This window comes from Pseudomonas gebzensis, assembly GCF_034427815.1.
GTDB lineage: Bacteria > Pseudomonadota > Gammaproteobacteria > Pseudomonadales > Pseudomonadaceae > Aquipseudomonas.
On the sequence record NZ_JAXQNS010000001.1, the window covers coordinates 280,569 to 298,637 of the forward strand.

At 61.6% G+C, this 18,069-nt stretch carries 13 protein-coding genes; all 13 read left to right on the forward strand.

Annotated features, from left to right (window positions below):
- Nucleotides 1–109: 109 nt before the first annotated feature.
- The gene (gene mtnA / locus SJI00_RS01330; RefSeq protein WP_322459965.1) at nt 110–1,186 is read left to right on the forward strand and encodes an S-methyl-5-thioribose-1-phosphate isomerase; all 1,077 of its coding nucleotides are present in this window, start codon (nt 110–112) and stop codon (nt 1,184–1,186) included.
- Between the two features lie 257 nt (nt 1,187–1,443).
- Nucleotides 1,444–4,215 (forward strand): DNA gyrase subunit A, encoded by a 2,772-nt coding sequence (gene gyrA / locus SJI00_RS01335; protein ID WP_322459966.1) that lies wholly within the window; start codon nt 1,444–1,446, stop codon nt 4,213–4,215.
- 68 nt (nt 4,216–4,283) lie between these two features.
- The gene (serC, locus tag SJI00_RS01340; RefSeq protein WP_322459967.1) at nt 4,284–5,369 is read left to right on the forward strand and encodes a 3-phosphoserine/phosphohydroxythreonine transaminase; all 1,086 of its coding nucleotides are present in this window, start codon (nt 4,284–4,286) and stop codon (nt 5,367–5,369) included.
- Complete coding sequence (pheA, locus tag SJI00_RS01345; protein ID WP_312931105.1) at nt 5,369–6,463, forward strand: prephenate dehydratase; 1,095 nt, start codon at nt 5,369–5,371, stop codon at nt 6,461–6,463. Before serC ends, pheA begins: the two co-directional genes overlap by 1 nt.
- 63 nt (nt 6,464–6,526) lie before the next feature.
- Nucleotides 6,527–8,767 (forward strand): bifunctional prephenate dehydrogenase/3-phosphoshikimate 1-carboxyvinyltransferase, encoded by a 2,241-nt coding sequence (locus tag SJI00_RS01350; RefSeq protein ID WP_322459968.1) that lies wholly within the window; start codon nt 6,527–6,529, stop codon nt 8,765–8,767.
- Nucleotides 8,764–9,444, forward strand: coding sequence for a (d)CMP kinase (cmk, locus tag SJI00_RS01355; protein WP_322459969.1), 681 nt, complete (start codon nt 8,764–8,766; stop codon nt 9,442–9,444). The genes SJI00_RS01350 and cmk overlap by 4 nt, the downstream gene beginning before the upstream one ends.
- 124 nt (nt 9,445–9,568) lie before the next feature.
- A complete protein-coding gene (rpsA, locus tag SJI00_RS01360) occupies nt 9,569–11,245 on the forward strand; it encodes a 30S ribosomal protein S1 (RefSeq protein WP_322459970.1) in 1,677 nt (558 codons plus the stop codon).
- A 257-nt stretch (nt 11,246–11,502) separates the two neighbouring features.
- Nucleotides 11,503–11,823 carry an integration host factor subunit beta gene (ihfB, locus tag SJI00_RS01365; protein WP_322459971.1) on the forward strand — a complete coding sequence of 107 codons (321 nt, stop codon included), beginning with the start codon at nt 11,503–11,505 and terminating at the stop codon, nt 11,821–11,823.
- On the forward strand, nt 11,823–12,086 hold the full coding sequence (locus SJI00_RS01370) for a LapA family protein (RefSeq protein ID WP_322459972.1): 264 nt from the start codon (nt 11,823–11,825) through the stop codon (nt 12,084–12,086). The genes ihfB and SJI00_RS01370 overlap by 1 nt, the downstream gene beginning before the upstream one ends.
- Before the next feature lie 95 nt (nt 12,087–12,181).
- Nucleotides 12,182–13,615: an MBL fold metallo-hydrolase gene (locus SJI00_RS01375; protein ID WP_322459973.1), complete on the forward strand. Its 1,434-nt coding sequence runs from the start codon at nt 12,182–12,184 to the stop codon at nt 13,613–13,615.
- Nucleotides 13,616–13,867: 252 nt separating this feature from the next.
- Entirely contained in the window at nt 13,868–15,310 is a 1,443-nt protein-coding gene (locus SJI00_RS01380; RefSeq protein WP_322459974.1) for a mannose-1-phosphate guanylyltransferase/mannose-6-phosphate isomerase, read from the forward strand.
- 129 nt (nt 15,311–15,439) lie between these two features.
- On the forward strand, nt 15,440–16,801 hold the full coding sequence (locus tag SJI00_RS01385) for a phosphohexomutase domain-containing protein (RefSeq protein ID WP_322459975.1): 1,362 nt from the start codon (nt 15,440–15,442) through the stop codon (nt 16,799–16,801).
- Between the two features lie 191 nt (nt 16,802–16,992).
- A complete protein-coding gene (locus SJI00_RS01390; protein ID WP_322459976.1) occupies nt 16,993–18,039 on the forward strand; it encodes an acyltransferase family protein in 1,047 nt (348 codons plus the stop codon).
- Nucleotides 18,040–18,069 lie beyond the last annotated feature (30 nt).

An 18,069-nucleotide genomic window follows, 5' to 3' on the forward strand; every position in this document is an offset into this window, starting at 1 on the left:
GCTTCCCCGGCAGGGCCCGCCGAAGACGCGGGCAAGCGTTTCCCGAGCACCCGTGCAGACAGCTCGGTATACTTCGCCGTTTTTCACAGGCCAACGACGGGGAGAAGCAATGCGCGAGCGACTTTTGGCGGCAGAGAAGGTGATCGGCATCCGCTGGCGCGATGGCGCGCTGCACCTGCTCGATCAGCGCCTGTTGCCGGCTCACGAGCATTGGCTGGTCTGCACCGAGGTGGGCGAGGTGGTCGCGGCGATCCGCAACATGGCCGTGCGCGGCGCGCCGGCCATTGGCATCAGCGCCGCGTATGGGCTGGTGCTGGCGATGCGCGAGCGGCTGGCAGAGGGCGAGGGCTGGGAGCAGTCCCTGGAAGAAGACTTCATGGCCCTGGCCGAGTCGCGCCCGACGGCCGCCAACCTGTTCTGGGCGCTCAGCCGCATGCGCGAGCGCTGGTTGCGGGTGCGCCCTGGCGAAAATGCGCTGGCCGCGCTCGACGCCGAAGCCGTGGCGATCCACGAGAGCGACCGTGAAGCCAACCTGACCATGGCCCAGTACGGGGTCGAGCTGATCCGTCGGCACCAAGGCAGCGAGCAGACCTTTTTCACCCACGGCAATGCCGGCGCCCTGGCCAGCGGTGGCATCGGCACGGCGCTTGGGGTGCTTCGCGCCGCGCAGCTCGAAGGCATGGTCGAGCGCGTCTACGTCGATGAAACCCGGCCCTGGCTGCAAGGTTCGCGACTGACCGCCTGGGAGCTGGCCAACGAAGGCGTGGCGGTGACGCTGTGCGCGGATTCCGCCGCTGCTCACCTGATGAAGACCAAAGGCATCACCTGGGTGGTCGTCGGTGCCGAATGCATTGCGGCCAACGGTGACGTCGCTGCCAAGATCGGCACGTATCAACTGGCAGTGGCGGCCATGCACCACGGCGTGCGTTTCATGGTAGTGGCGGCCAGTACCAGCATCGACCTGAACCTGGAGAGCGGCGACGATATCGTGCTGGAGGAGCGTCATGCCGACGAGCTGCTGGATGTGGCCGGTGAGCGCGTAGCCGCTTGTGTGGAAGTGGCCAATCCCGTGTTCGATGTGACCCCGGCTGACCTGATCGATGTGATCGTGACCGAACGCGGCATCATCGAGCGTCCGGATGCAGCCAAGATCGCGCAGAGGATGTGCCGCAAGCGCTTGCACTGAAACGCAATCTGGCGCGTTTGACAGAGCGATCGGCAGCACGCGCGAGATGCTGCCATATCTCCCATCACCCCGGTCGTTGTGGTAACATCCGGCGGTTTCCAAGGCGGCCCATGATGGCTGTCTTCATTGCGCAAATCCATGTCACAACTCATTGATTTGTCGTAAGTCGTCGCACCCTTGTGCGTTGCGGCGGCGAGCTTCGTTCGTCCCAGGAGGGATTTGACGGAGTTTCACCAGAAAAAGGAATCAGGCTTCTCATGGGCGAACTGGCCAAAGAAATCCTCCCGGTCAATATCGAAGACGAACTGAGACAGTCTTACCTCGACTACGCGATGAGCGTGATTGTCGGGCGAGCGCTGCCCGATGCGCGTGACGGCTTGAAGCCGGTGCATCGCCGCGTTCTGTTTGCGATGAGCGAGTTGGGCAACGACTGGAACAAGCCGTACAAGAAATCCGCCCGTGTGGTCGGTGACGTCATCGGTAAGTACCACCCCCACGGTGATACTGCCGTCTACGACACCATCGTGCGCATGGCGCAGCCGTTCTCGCTGCGCTACCTGCTGGTAGACGGCCAGGGCAACTTCGGTTCGGTCGACGGCGACAACGCCGCGGCCATGCGATACACCGAAGTGCGCATGTCCAAGCTGGCGCACGAGCTGCTGGCCGACCTGCACAAGGACACCGTCGACTGGGTGCCGAACTATGACGGCACCGAGCAGATCCCGGCGGTCATGCCCACGCGCATCCCCAACCTGCTGGTCAACGGCTCCAGCGGCATCGCCGTGGGCATGGCCACCAACATTCCGCCGCACAACCTCGGCGAAGTGATCGATGGCTGCCTGGCACTGATCGACAACGCCGAGATCACGGTCGATGAGCTGATGCAGTTCATCCCGGGTCCGGACTTCCCGACTGCCGGGCAGATCAACGGTCGCCAGGGCATCATCGAGGCCTACCGTACCGGCCGTGGCCGCATCTACATGCGCGCCCGCTCGGCCATCGAAGACATCGACAAGGTCGGTGGCCGCCAGCAGATCGTCATCACCGAGCTGCCGTACCAGCTGAACAAGGCCCGCCTGATCGAGAAGATCGCCGAGCTGGTCAAGGAGAAGAAGCTCGAGGGCATCACCGAGCTGCGCGATGAGTCCGACAAGGACGGCATGCGCATCGTCATCGAGCTGCGCCGTGGCGAAGTGCCGGAAGTGGTGCTCAACAACCTCTATTCGCAAACCCAGCTGCAAAGCGTGTTCGGCATCAACATCGTTGCGCTGATCGACGGCCGTCCGCGCCTGCTGAACCTCAAGGACCTGCTCGAAGCGTTCGTCCGTCACCGTCGCGAAGTGGTGACCCGGCGTACCGTGTTCGAGCTGCGCAAGGCCCGCGAGCGTGGCCACATCCTTGAAGGGCAGGCGGTTGCACTGTCCAACATCGATCCGGTCATCGCCCTGATCAAAGCCTCGCCCACGCCTTCCGAAGCCAAGGAAGCGCTGATCTCCACGCCGTGGGAATCGTCTGCCGTGCAGGTCATGGTCGAGCGCGCGGGCGCTGAGTCCTGCCGTCCGGAAGACCTGCCCGAGCAGTTCGGTCTGCATGAAGGCAAGTACTGGCTGTCGCCGGAACAGGCCCAGGCCATCCTTGACCTGCGCCTGCACCGCCTGACCGGCCTCGAGCACGAGAAGCTGCTGGCCGAGTACCAGGAAATCCTCGCGCAGATCGGCGAGCTGATCCGCATCCTCAGCAGCGCCGAGCGCCTGATGGAAGTGATCCGCGAAGAGCTCGAAGCCATCCGTGCCGAATACGGCGATGTGCGCCGCACCGAAATCCTCGATGCCCGCCATGACCTCAACTACGGCGACATGATCCCGGAGGAAGAGCGCGTGGTGACCATCTCCCATGGCGGCTATGCCAAGACCCAGCCCCTGACCGCTTACCAGGCCCAGCGCCGTGGCGGCAAAGGCAAGTCGGCTACCGGTGTGAAGGACGAGGACTACATCGAGCACCTGCTGGTCGCCAACAGCCACGCCACGCTGTTGCTGTTCTCCAGCAAGGGCAAGGTCTACTGGCTCAAGACCTACGACATCCCTGAAGCGTCGCGCGCTGCGCGCGGTCGGCCAATGGTCAACCTGCTCCCGCTCGAAGACGGCGAGCGCATCACGGCGATGCTGCAGATCGATCTCGAAGCCTTGCAGCAGAACGCCGACCCCGATGAAGAGCTCGAAGAGGCCGATGATGCGGTGCTCGAAGGTGAAGTGATCGAGCCGGAAGAGATCGACGAAGTAGAAGGCGACACGCCGGAACTGGTCGCTGAGCCGACCGGCGCGTTCATCTTCATGGCAACCGCGTGCGGCACCGTGAAGAAAACCCCGTTGGCCCAGTTCGCCCGACCACGTACCAGCGGCCTGATCGCGGTGAAACTGAAAGAGGGTGACACCCTGATCGCTGCTGCCATCACCGATGGCGCCAAAGAGGTCATGATGTTCTCCAGTGCCGGCAAGGTCATCCGCTTTGCCGAGAGTGTGATCCGTCAGATGGGCCGAAGCGCCCGTGGCGTGCGCGGCATGCGTCTGCCCAAAGGTCACGAGGTGATCTCGATGCTGATCCCCGAGTCCGGCGCGCAGATCCTCACCGCGTCGGAGCGTGGCTATGGCAAGCGCACCCCGCTGTCCAAGTTCCCGCGCCGCGGGCGTGGTGGTCAGGGCGTCATCGCCATGGGCACCAAGGGCCGCAACGGCAACCTGATCGGCGCCATCCAGGTGCACGAGGGGGAGGAAATCATGCTCATTTCCGACCAGGGCACGCTGGTGCGTACCCGGGTCGGTGAAGTGTCGAGCCTGAGCCGCAACACCCAGGGTGTGACCCTGATCAAGCTGGCCAGCGACGAGAAGTTGGTGGGTCTGGAGCGTATCCAGGAGCCTTCCGAAGACCTCGACGAGTTGATCGAGCTGGACGAAGACGGTGTGGCGCGTGTGGCCCTCGACGGGCTGGATGAAGACGGCCCAGCGGCCGCCGAAGAGTCCGGCCAGGAATAACATGGCGTAAACCCGACGGGGCGACACAGGTCGCCCCGTTGACTGACCAGAGCAGAGCGAGAGTGGATGTGAGCAAACGAGCCTTTAACTTCTGCGCAGGCCCTGCTGCGCTTCCTGACGCTGTGCTGCAGCGTGCCCAGTCGGAGATGCTCGATTGGCACGGCAAGGGTCTGTCGGTGATGGAGATGAGCCATCGCAGTGACGACTACGTCGGCATTGCGCAAAAGGCCGAGCAGGACTTGCGAGACCTGCTGTGCATCCCCTCGAACTACAAGGTCCTGTTCCTGCAGGGCGGCGCCAGCCAGCAGTTCGCGGAAATTCCCCTCAACCTGCTACCGGAAACCGGCACGGCGGACTACGTCGAAACCGGCATCTGGTCGAAGAAGGCCATCGATGAGGCTCGCCGCTTCGGCAACATCAATGTCGCCGCCAGCGCCAAACCCTACGACTACTTGGCCATTCCTGGGCAGAACGAGTGGCAACTGAGCCGCGACGCGGCCTATGTCCATTACGCTTCCAACGAAACCATCGGTGGTCTGCAGTTCGACTGGGTGCCCGCCACCGGTGACGTGCCGCTGGTGGTCGACATGTCGTCCGACATTCTCTCGCGTGCCATCGATGTCTCGCAGTACGGCCTGATCTACGCCGGTGCGCAGAAGAACATCGGCCCGAGCGGCCTGGTGGTGGTGATCGTGCGTGAAGACCTGCTCGGCCGCGCCCGCAGCAGCTGCCCGACCATGCTCGACTACAAGGTCTCGGCCGACAACGGCTCGATGTACAACACCCCGGCCACCTACGCCTGGTACCTCTCGGGCCTGGTTTTCGAATGGCTCAAAGAGCAGGGCGGCGTCGACGCCATGGAGCAGCGCAACCGGGCCAAGAAAGACCGGCTGTACGGTTTCATCGATGCCAGTGACTTCTACAGCAACCCCATCAGCCACAATGCCCGGTCCTGGATGAACGTGCCGTTCCGCCTGGCCGACGAGCGTCTGGACAAGGCCTTCCTGGCCGGTGCCGACGCGCGTGGTCTGCTCAACCTCAAGGGCCATCGCTCGGTGGGCGGCATGCGTGCCTCCATCTACAACGCCTTGGGTATGGAGGCGGTCGAGGCCTTGGTCGGCTACATGGCTGAATTCGAGAAGGAGCACGCCTGATGGTCGAGCAAGAGCTCAAGGCGCTGCGCGTGCGCATCGACAGCCTCGACGAGAAAATTCTCGAGCTGATCAGCGATCGCGCCCGCTGCGCCCAGGAAGTTGCCCGGGTCAAGACTGCCAGCCTCGCCGAGGGCGAGCAGCCGGTGTTCTACCGCCCTGAGCGTGAAGCGGCAGTGCTCAAGCGTGTCATGGAGCGCAACCCCGGCCCGCTGGGTAACGAGGAAATGGCGCGGCTGTTCCGCGAGATCATGTCCTCGTGCCTGGCGCTGGAAGAGCCGCTCAAGGTGGCCTACCTCGGCCCTGAGGGCACCTTTACCCAAGCGGCCGCCATGAAGCACTTCGGGCATGCCGTGGTCAGCCGGCCCATGGCGGCCATCGACGAGGTGTTCCGTGAAGTGGCCGCCGGTGCGGTCAATTTCGGTGTGGTGCCGGTGGAAAACTCCACCGAAGGCGCAGTCAGCCACACCCTCGACAGCTTCCTCGAACACGACATGGTCATCTGTGGCGAAGTCGAGTTGCGTATTCACCACCACCTGCTGGTAGGTGAAAACACCAAGACCGACAGCATCACGCGCATTTATTCCCATGCCCAATCGCTGGCGCAGTGCCGCAAGTGGCTCGATGCGCATTACCCGAACGTCGAGCGTATTGCCGTGTCGAGCAATGCCGAGGCCGCCAAGCGGGTCAAGGGCGAGTGGAACTCGGCGGCAATTGCCGGCGAAATGGCAGCCAACCTGTACGGCCTGAGCCGTCTGGCCGAGAAGATCGAAGACCGCCCGGACAACTCCACGCGCTTTTTGATGATCGGCAACCAGGAAGTGCCGCCGACCGGCGACGACAAGACCTCGATCATCGTCTCGATGAGCAACAAGCCCGGCGCGTTGCATGAGCTGCTGGTGCCGTTCCATGACAACGGCATCGACCTGACGCGCATCGAGACGCGTCCGTCGCGCAGTGGCAAGTGGACGTACGTGTTCTTCATCGACTTCGTCGGCCATCACCGCGATCCACTGATCAAGGCCGTGCTCGAGAGCATCAGTCAGGAGGCCGTGGGTCTCAAGGTGCTGGGCTCTTACCCGAAAGCCGTGCTTTGAGGTTGCGAGCCTGGACTTGCCGCACAGCGGCAGTGATCGTCGTACAGAACAGGATGTGCACGCGTGGTTGAAGTGGTAAAACAAGCGCCGCAGCCCCTCGTCGGGCGGTTGGTGGTGGTCGGGCTCGGTCTGATCGGCGGCTCCTTCGCCAAAGGTCTGCGTGAGCGCGGGTTGTGCCGCGAAGTGGTCGGCGTCGACCTTGACGCCGAATCGCGCCGGCAAGCCGTTGCCCTGGGTGTGGTGGATCGTTGTGAAGAGGATCTGGCCATCGCGTGCAGCGGTGCAGACGTTATCCAGCTGGCCGTGCCGATCCTGGCCATGGAGAAGGTTCTGGCAGTGCTGGCAGGGCTCGATCTCGGGCGTGCCGTTCTGACCGATGTCGGCAGTGCCAAAGGCAACGTCGTGCGCCAAGCGCGCCGGGTGCTCGGCGCTGGGCTGGCGCGGTTCGTGCCGGGCCATCCGATTGCAGGCTCCGAGCAGAGCGGCGTGGAGGCTTCGAATGCGGCGTTGTTCCGTCGGCACAAGGTCATTCTCACGCCGTTGCAGGAGACCGACGCCGATGCTTTGGCTGTGGTGGATCGCCTGTGGCGCGCGCTGGACGCCGATGTCGAGCACATGCCGGTCGAGCGGCATGACGAAGTGCTGGCCGCCACCAGCCACCTGCCGCACCTGCTCGCCTTCGGCTTGGTCGACTCGCTGGCCAAGCGCAATGAAAACCTCGAGATCTTCCGCTACGCTGCGGGCGGTTTTCGTGATTTCACTCGGATCGCCGGCAGCGATCCGATCATGTGGCACGACATCTTCCTCGCCAATCGCGAGGCCGTCCTGCGCACACTGGACACTTTTCGCAGCGACCTCGACGCCTTGCGCGACGCGGTCGATGCTGGGGACGGGCACCAGCTGCTGGGTGTGTTCACCCGCGCCAAGGTGGCCCGCGAGCATTTCAGTAAAATCCTGGCCCGCCGGGCCTATGTGGACGCTATGAACGCCAACGACCTGATCTTCCTGGCCCAACCGGGCGGCCGCCTGTCCGGACGTATTCGCGTACCGGGCGACAAATCCATTTCCCATCGCTCGATCATGCTCGGCTCGCTGGCCGAGGGCACGACCGAGGTCGAGGGCTTCCTCGAAGGGGAAGACGCCCTGGCCACGCTGCAGGCGTTCCGCGACATGGGTGTGGTCATCGAAGGGCCGCACCATGGCCGTGTGACCATCCATGGCGTCGGCCTGCATGGCCTGAAGCCGCCGCCTGGCCCCCTCTACGTGGGCAACTCCGGCACGTCCATGCGCCTGCTCTCCGGGCTGTTGGCGGCGCAGCCGTTCGATGTGACCATGACCGGTGATGCCTCGCTGTCCAAGCGTCCGATGAACCGCGTGGCCAACCCCCTGCGGGACATGGGCGCGGTGGTCGAGACCGGGCCTGAAGGGCGGCCGCCGCTGACCATCCGCGGCGGGCAGACGCTCAAGGCGCTCAACTACACGCTGCCGATGGCCAGCGCGCAGGTGAAATCCTGTCTGCTGCTTGCCGGGCTGTATGCCCAGGGGCGGACCACTGTTACCGAGCCCGCGCCAACGCGCGACCACACCGAGCGCATGCTGCGCGGTTTTGGTTATGCGGTCGAGTCAAACGGGCCCGTCGCATCGCTCACATCGGGCGGTACGTTGAGCGCCACCCGCATCGAGGTTCCGGCGGACATTTCTTCGGCAGCCTTCTTCCTGGTCGCGGCTTCGATCGCTCAGGGCTCGGAGCTGGTGCTCGAGCATGTCGGTATCAATCCGACCCGCACCGGGGTCATCGACATTCTGCGGCTGATGGGCGGTGACATCGCCTTGGAGAATCAGCGCGAAGTGGGCGGCGAGCCGGTGGCCGACCTGCGTGTGCGGGGTGTGCCGCTCAAGGGCATCGAGATTCCCGAGCACCTGGTGCCGCTGGCCATCGACGAGTTCCCGGTGCTGTTCGTCGCCGCGGCGTGCGCCGAAGGGCGTACGGTGCTGCGTGGGGCTGAAGAGCTGCGGGTCAAGGAGTCCGACCGGATCCAGGTCATGGCCGATGGCCTGATCGCCCTGGGCGTGCAGTGCGAGCCCACCCCGGACGGCATCATCATCGACGGCGGCCAGATCGGCGGCGGCGAAGTGCATGGCCACGGCGACCATCGCATCGCCATGGCGTTCAGCGTTGCGTCGTTGCGCGCCAGTGCGCCGATCCGCATTCATGACTGCGCCAACGTGGCGACCTCCTTCCCCAACTTCCTGGCCCTGTGCGCCGAGGTGGGCATTCGTGTCGCAGAGGAGGGCAAGGCATGATCGCGCCTGTCGTCACCATCGACGGCCCAAGTGGATCGGGCAAGGGCACCGTCGCAGGCCTGCTGGCGCGCGAGCTGGGCTGGAACCTGCTTGATTCGGGTGCGCTGTACCGCCTGCTGGCGTTCGCCGCCTCCAACCATGGCGTCGATCTGACCAACGAAGAGCTGCTCAAGGCCTTGGCCGCGCATCTGGATGTGCAGTTCATCGCGGCAAAGCCGGGCAAGTTGCAGCAGATCATCCTCGAAGGTGAGGACGTCAGTCACGCCATTCGCACCGAAACCGTCGCGGCCGGGGCCTCGGCCGTCGCTGCCCTGCCTGCCGTGCGCGATGCGCTGCTGCAGCGCCAGCGCGCCTTCCGTGAAATGCCGGGCCTGATTGCCGACGGTCGCGACATGGGCACCGTGGTGTTCCCCGATGCGCCGCTGAAAGTGTTCCTGACCGCCAGCGCAGAGGAGCGTGCTCGCCGCCGTTACCTGCAGTTGAAGGGCAAGAACGAAGATGTTAGTCTGTCGAGTCTGCTAGATGAGATACGGGCACGCGATGAGCGTGATACCCAGCGTGCAGTGGCCCCGCTCAAACCGGCGGCCGATGCGATACAGCTGGACTCTACCGAGTTGTCCATCGAGCAGGTGCTGGAACGTATCAGGAGCGAGCTCGCACTACGCGATATCCACTGATCATCAGGAAAGCCGGCAGGTGCACCAGTCATCGTCCTGCCAGCTTTTCTTTATCTAAACGAAACCCACATTGTCTGGAGTGTGGCGATGGGCGTCTGTTTCGCCCGAATCTACAGGAATGAAAATGAGCGAAAGCTTTGCAGAACTCTTTGAAGAAAGCCTGAAAACCCTCAATCTTCAGCCGGGCGCAATCATCACCGGTATCGTTGTCGACATCGACGGCGACTGGGTTACCGTTCACGCTGGTCTGAAGTCCGAGGGCGTCATCCCGCTCGAGCAGTTCTTCAACGACGCTGGCGAGCTGACCATCAAGGTCGGTGACGAAGTTCACGTTGCGCTGGACGCGGTCGAAGACGGCTTTGGCGAAACCAAGCTGTCCCGTGAAAAAGCCAAGCGCGCCGAGTGCTGGATTGTTCTGGAAGCTGCTTTCGCTGCCGAAGAAGTGGTCAAGGGCGTTATCAACGGTAAGGTTAAAGGCGGCTTCACTGTCGACGTTAACGGCATCCGTGCGTTCCTGCCGGGCTCCCTGGTTGATGTCCGCCCAGTGCGCGACACCACCCACCTCGAAGGCAAAGAGCTGGAATTCAAGGTCATCAAGCTGGACCAGAAGCGCAACAACGTTGTCGTTTCCCGTCGCAGCGTCCTGGAAGCCGAGAACAGTGCAGAGCGCGAAGCGCTGCTGGAATCGCTGCAGGAAGGCCAACAGGTCAAAGGTATCGTCAAGAACCTCACCGACTACGGTGCCTTCGTGGACCTGGGCGGCGTCGACGGCCTGCTGCACATCACCGACATGGCCTGGAAGCGCATCAAGCATCCTTCCGAGATCGTTAACGTTGGTGACGAGATCGACGTCAAAGTCCTGAAGTATGACCGTGAGCGTAACCGCGTTTCGCTGGGTCTGAAGCAGCTGGGCGAAGATCCATGGGTCGCTATCAAAGCTCGCTACCCAGAAAGCACCCGCGTCACTGCGCGTGTGACCAACCTGACCGACTACGGCTGCTTCGCTGAGCTGGAAGAAGGCGTTGAAGGTCTGGTACACGTTTCCGAAATGGACTGGACCAACAAGAACATCCACCCGTCGAAAGTCGTTCAGGTTGGCGACGAAGTGGAAGTCATGGTTCTGGACATCGACGAAGAGCGTCGTCGTATCTCCCTGGGCATCAAGCAGTGCAAGTCGAACCCATGGGAAGACTTCTCTGGCCAGTTCAACAAGGGCGACAAGATCTCCGGCACCATCAAGTCGATCACCGATTTCGGTATCTTCATTGGTCTGGAAGGCGGCATCGACGGTCTGGTTCACCTGTCCGACATCTCCTGGAACGAAGCTGGCGAAGAAGCCGTGCGTCGCTTCAAGAAGGGCGACGAGCTGGAAACCGTCATCCTGTCGGTTGACCCAGAGCGCGAGCGCATCTCCCTGGGCATCAAGCAGATGGAAGACGATCCGTTCTCCAACTTCGTTGCTGTCAACGACAAAGGCGCTATCGTCAAAGGTATCGTCAAGGAAGTTGACGCCAAGGGCGCTATCGTGACCCTGGGCGACGATATCGAAGCTTCTCTGAAAGCCTCCGAAATCAGCCGTGACCGCGTTGAAGACGCGCGTAACGTTCTGAAAGAAGGCGAAGAGATCGAAGCCAAGATCATCAGCGTCGACCGCAAGTCCCGCGTCATCAGCCTGTCGATCAAATCGAAAGACGATGCTGAAGAGCGCGAAGCTATCCAGAGCCTGAAAGCTGCTCCGGAAGCTGCTGCAGATACCACCATGGCTGCGCTGCTGCGCGAAGCAATGGCTAAACAGAACTGAGTTCTGTTTTGGTAGCAAAAGGGTGACTTCGGTCACCCTTTTTTTTGCCTTGAACTCAGGGCCGTGCCCACGCCTTGCTGGGTTATGTGTCTCTGCACGGTGAACCTTCGTGCACCCGCTCGGGTCTGTTTGCAGGGTCTCCGCGCGCCAGCCTTGAATTTTCTGCTTAAGTCAATAACCGGCCTGTTCAAATCCTGCGGAGCGTGCTACAACCTGATTAAGCAATGATCTAGCTGCTTGATAACGAAGGGAAAAACATGACGAAGTCGGAGCTGATCGAACGGATTGTCACCCACCAGGGGCTGCTCTCGCCCCGTGACGTGGAGCTGGCAATCAAGACCATGCTTGAACAAATGTCGCAGTGCCTGGCTACGGGTGATCGCATCGAGATCCGTGGATTTGGTAGCTTTTCTCTGCACTATCGCTCAGCGCGAGTAGGGCGAAATCCCAAGACTGGGCAGTCGGTCAGTCTCGATGGCAAGTTCGTCCCGCATTTCAAGCCGGGCAAAGAGCTGCGCGACCGAGTCAACGAAGACGAGCACGAGGCAGAAGCCTTGAGTGCCGCAAGGAATTTCTGATGCGTAATCTCAAACGTGCCCTGGTGGCGGTGCTGGTGTTGTTACTGGCGGCGGTCGTGTTGTTCTTCGTGCTTGAAAATCAGCAGGACGTGTCGCTGCTGCTGTTTGGCTGGGCGTCTCCCGCAATGCCTGTGGCGGTGCCTGTTCTGGCAGCTCTGATCATTGGCCTGGCCGTTGGCCCATTGCTGGGCAGCTATGCCGTGATGCGCACACGCCGACGGATTCGCCTTCAAGCTCGCGAAGCCGCACTCGCCGAAAAGTAAGAAAATTCCTGCACGATGATGGCGGAAATCCGATTCCGCCATACCCCTCCGTCTGCCGTAATACCGCGCCCTGTCGCTACTGAGCGCGTATTGCGATGCGTTATCCCAGTTTGTCTCACCATGGCGGACACCAGACGGTCACCGGCTCTTGCCATCAACTGCACCTCGACGCTGCTACCAGCGTGCTCATCGACTGCGGCTTGGCACAGGGCAAGGACGCGGCCACAGGCAAGCCAAGCATTGCCTTCGACCTCAGCGGTATCGAAGCCCTCGTGCTCACCCATGTTCACCTGGACCATGTCGGCCGCCTGCCGGCGCTGTTCGCGGCGGGTTATCGTGGGCCGATCCTGTGCAGCGAACCGTCGGCCAAACTCCTGCCCTTGGTCTTGGAAGATGCCTATAAGTTGAGCATCAGCGACGATCCTGCCGAGGTATCGCGTTACCTGGCGTTCGTGCAGGCGCGCTTGCAACCTCTGCCGTTCGATCATTGGCATGCCGTCATCGAGCGTCCGGGCCTGACATGCCGTGTGCGTCTGCGGCGAGCCGGCCATTTACTGGGCTCGGCCTACGTGGAATGTGATGTGCTCGAATCGTCGAGCCAGCAGAGCGCTCGAATCGTATTTTCGGGGGATTTGGGTGCAAACGACAGCGCAGTGCTACGCCCGGTCGAGCCACCCGAGCGGGCGGACCTGCTGGTGCTGGAAAGTACCTATGGCGACAGAGTGCACGGTGCCCGCGGCGAACGGCGTGATGCCCTCGAAGCCATCATCGACCAGGCGCTCGCGGACCACGGCACCGTACTGATCCCGGCATTCAGCCTGGGCCGCACGCAGGAACTGCTGTTCGACCTCGAAGACATTCTGCACCGCAAGGCATTGCGCCAGCGGGGCCAGGCCGGCCCGGCCGATGATCCTTTGCGCGTGCTGGACTGGGCGCAGTTACCGATCATCCTCGACGCGCCGCTCGCCCAGCGCATCACCCAGGTCTATCGCGAGCTGAGCGCCCACTGGAATGTGCAGGCCAGTCAACGGTTGCAGGCAGGGCGAGCGCCGCTGGGCTTCGAGCAACTGATCAGCATCGACAGCCACGCGCAACATCGCCAGGTCGTCAACTACCTCAACAGCACAGGCAAGCCTGCGATCGTCATCGCCGGTAACGGCATGTGCTCAGGCGGGCGCATCGTCGCCTACCTCAAAGCCATGCTCGGCGATCCGCGTCATGAGGTGGTATTCGTCGGCCATCAGGTCCAGGGCACGCCGGGTGCGGTGATTCGCGCGAGCGCGGGTGCGGCAGGTGTGGTGTCGGTCGACCTGGATGGGCAGTTGTACGAGATTCGGGCCAAGGTCTGCACGGTGCCGGGGTATTCGGCTCATGCGGATCAGAACGGGTTGGTCGAGTTCGTGACCGGCATGGATCGATGGCCGGCACGCATCCGCCTGGTGCACGGCGATCCGCCCGCCCGGCATGCACTGGCGGCGCGCTTGCGCGAGGTCTATGCAAAAAAAGCACTCGCTGTGGAGATCGAATGACTCTCATTATGGTCCAAGGGGGCGACAACGGATTGCCCCATACCGCACCCGTGAGCAAGCCTCAGGTAATGTTCTCTGATATTCTTGGGCCTCTCGGATTCTGGGGTATGCCTGCCTTTACGCTCGTTTCGAGCCAAGCAGTTGGATCAACAAGGAAACTTGAACGTTAAAGGTGCAAGGCGGCAGATCGTTTGCTGAAGTACTTTGCGTTTCGTCTACGTGCCATGCCAATGGCTAGCAGGATTATAAGATATGGACTTGATACCCGTAATTTTGTCAGGCGGTGTGGGCAGCCGGTTGTGGCCCGTCTCGCGCGAGGCTCATCCCAAGCCGTTCATGACCCTGCCTGATGGTCAGAATCTGATTCAAAAAACGTTCCTGCGCGCTTCGAACCTGCCAGGTGTGTCGGAAGTTCTGACCGTTACCAACCGAGAACTGCTGTTCAAGACCGAAGACGAATACCGCGGCGTTCAGCAAAACGGCCCTGCGCAAGCGTTCATTCTCGAGCCTTTCGGTCGTAACACGGCCGCAGCCGTGGCGCTGGCAGCGTTGCAATTGCGTGACAGCCATGGCGCTGACGCACACATGCTGGTCCTGGCCGCCGATCACCTGATCCAGGACGAAGTAGCCTTTGCCGAAGCCGTGTCCAAAGCCGTCGAGTTGTCCAACAACGGCTGGCTGGTGACCTTCGGCATCAAGCCGCAGTACCCCGAAACCGGCTTCGGCTATATCGAAGCAGGCTTGGCAGGTGAGCTGCCACAGGGCTTGAAGGTCGAGCGCTTCGTCGAGAAGCCCAACCTCGAGCTGGCAGAGTCGTACGTGGCAGCGGGCAACTACTTCTGGAACTCGGGCATGTTCTGCTTCCGTGTCGGCACCGTACTGGAAGAATTCGAAAAGCATTCGCCCGATGTGTTGCAGGCCGCCCTGCATGCCAAGAGCCAGTCGCGCCTGGCCGAGGCTACCCGCTACAGCTGCCTGACCATCGATCCGGAGAGCTTCGCGCAAGTGCCGGACATTTCCATCGACTACGCGCTGATGGAGCGCTCGGACCGCGTCGCCACTGTACCGTGCGACATCGGCTGGAGCGACATCGGCTCGTGGAACGCCGTCAGCGAACTCACCCCAGCGGACGCCGACGGCAACCGTTTTGAAGGCGAAGTGCTGGCGCATGCCTCGCGCAACAACTACGTCAACAGCGAAGGCCGCCTGACCGCACTGGTCGGCGTCGAGGACCTGCTGGTGATCGATACGCCCGATGCGGTGATGATCGCCCACAAGGACCACGCCCAAGACGTCAAGCACATCGTCGGCCAGCTCAAGAGCAAGGGCCACACCGTGCACCAGCTGCACCGTACCGTACACCGCCCCTGGGGTACCTACACCACCCTGGAGAACGGCGAGCGCTTCAAGATCAAGCGCATCGTGGTCAAACCCAAGGCGTCGTTGTCACTGCAGATGCACCATCATCGCAGTGAGCACTGGATCGTGGTCAGTGGTACCGCCGTGGTGGTCAACGATGACAAGGAAATGATGCTGCACACCAATGAATCCACCTTCATTCGGGCAGGCCACACGCACCGACTGGAAAACCCAGGCGTCATCGACCTGGTCCTGATCGAAGTGCAGAGCGGCGACTACCTCGGCGAAGACGACATCGTTCGCTTCGAAGACAAATACGGTCGCTGCACCGGCTGATACCCGGCGTTCCCCGAACGGCCCGTGGTGCTCTTTCCGAGCACCACGGGCCGTTGGCCATTGGTTGCCCCTGCGCAGCCCACCTACACATCGATCTCTGCCCGCGAGCGGCTCGTCAAAGTGAGAACCATGTACCCCTCTATCCAGACCCGTTGCTTCAAAGCCTACGACATCCGTGGCCAAGTGCCTGCCGACCTCAACGAAGACGTCGCCTACCGAATCGGCCGCGCGCTGGTCGCCGAACTGGGTGGCAAGCGCTACGTGGTCGGCCGAGACATGCGCCTGGAAAGCCCCATGCTGGCCCAGGCCCTGACCCGCGGCCTGACCGAGGCGGGCGCTGACGTGCTGGACATCGGCCTGTGCGGCACCGAGGAAGTCTACTTCGCCACCAGTCACCTCGAGGCCGATGGCGGCATCATGATCACCGCCAGCCACAACCCCAAGGGCTACAACGGGATGAAGCTGGTGCGCGAGCACTCCAAGCCGATCAGTGGTGATTCAGGATTGTTCGCCATTCGCGACCGCGTCGAGGCTGGCCAGTTGGGTGAACCGGCCGCGACTCCAGGCCAGGTGCGGGAAGCCTTCGACAAGACGGCTTACGTCGATCATCTGCTGACCTACGTCGACGTCTCGGCGCTCAAACCGCTCAAGATTCTGGCCGACCCCGGCAACGGCGCCGTAGGCCCGGTGCTCGAGCTGCTCAAGGCGCGTCTGCCGCTGCACATCGAGGTCATCAATGGCGAACCCGATGGCGAGTTTCCCAACGGTGTGCCCAACCCACTGTTGCCGGAAAACCGCGCATTGACCCGCGACGCCGTGCTCGAGCGCCAAGCTGACCTGGGCTTGGCCTGGGACGGCGACTTCGACCGCTGCTTCTTCTTCGACGGCCAGGGCCGCTTCATCGAGGGCTACTACCTAGTGGGCCTGCTCGCCGAAATGCTGCTTCGCAAGCACCCGGGCAGCAAGATCATCCATGACCCGCGCTTGACCTGGAACACCATCGAGCAGGTGCAGGCTGCTGGCGGCCACGCCATCCAGAGCAAGACCGGGCATGCCTTCATCAAGGAGCGCATGCGCGCCGAGGATGCGGTGTACGGCGGCGAGATGAGCGCCCACCATTACTTCCGTGATTTCGCCTACTGCGACAGCGGCAACATTCCTTGGCTGCTGGTGGCCGAGCTGATGAGCGTCAGCGGCAAGACCCTGGCCCAGCTGGTGGACGAACGCATCGCGGCGTTCCCGTGCAGTGGCGAGATCAACTACCAGGTCGACGACGTCAAGGCGTCGGTTGAGAAGGTCTTGGCGTTCTACCTGCCTCAGGCCCCTGAGGTTGATCGTACCGATGGCATCAGCGTGGCCTTCGCCGACTGGCGTTTCAGCCTGCGCGGCTCCAATACCGAGCCACTGCTGCGCCTGAACGTCGAAAGCCGCCGTGATGAGGCCTTGGTGGCCCAGCGCGTTGCTGAAATCGCAAATCTGATTCACAGTTAAGCTGCGTTTTCACACCCAAAGCCGAGGTTCTACCCAGGCACGAAAGTGTGCTCCAGATCACCCTACGTCGGTCGCGTGTTGGCCGACGTCTCCAAAGTGCGTATAAGGATCACCGCCGGAGTGTTGACGGTCATGTGCTAAGGCATGACCTTCGGCCGGTATCTTTAAGGGTTGCTGATGGAGAAGAAAACGTGATTGCTGACAAGAGAAATGGATTTACGATGGTGAGGCTCATTGCCGCATCGTTGGTAATCATTACCCATACTTACGTCGTGCTCGGCTTGGACCACGGTGACATATTTGAAAGAAATGGTCTGATTGGCTTCAGCAAGATTGGCGTCGATGCCTTTTTCGTTATTTCCGGATATCTGGTGACGTTATCGATGCTCAGAGGGCAGAGCCTCGTCACTTTCTTCACCAACAGGGTAACGCGCATTTTCCCAGGTTTGCTCGTTTCCATATTGATGACCATGTTGGTCCTCGGTTTGTTTGCGCCCAGTTACACTCAATACATGGCTCAACCGGAAACCTGGCAATACCTTCGAAACGCAACCCTGTTCGATCTACACCCCTTCATACCCGGCGTATTCACTGACAACGTCGTGCAGGTGGTGAACGGCTGTCTGTGGACGCTGCCCTTGGAGGTGCTGTGCTATATCGGCATTCTGGTGCTGGCTTGGTCGAAGGCGTTCAACTGGCGATTCGTGCTGATGGCCATGCTGGTGATGCTGACCTTACACCTGCACGATACGTTCATGCGCGACAGCTACGTCTTTACCGTCTCCAAACTGTTCCTGAACGAGCTAGGTTATCTGTTCTTGTACGGCGCGCTGCTGGCGCACCTCAAGGACAAGGTCTACATGTCGTGGTTTATCACGGTGCCGGCTGTGGCGCTGATTGTTTGGGCCTTCTTCAATAATGGCGGTGACTGGCACTTCTCCGCAGGTTTCTATCTGGTCTTGTGGCCTTATTGCTTGATTTCGATCTGCGTGCTTGCGAAGAAAATGAGTTTTTTGAACCGGTTCGATTACTCGTATGGAATCTACGTTTACGGCTTCGTCATTCAACAGATGTTGGCTAGCCTGTTCCCTGATCTTACCGATGTTTATGCGTTTACTTTCTTGTCGCTGGGGCTGTCGGCGCTGGTGGGTGCCGCCTCATGGCATTTTGTCGAGAAGCCTGCTCTCGACCTGAAAAAACGCTATTTTTCTGTCGCCAGCGTCAAAGTCATGGCGTAAAGAGCAAGCTCTGCCCTTCCGGAAGGGGAA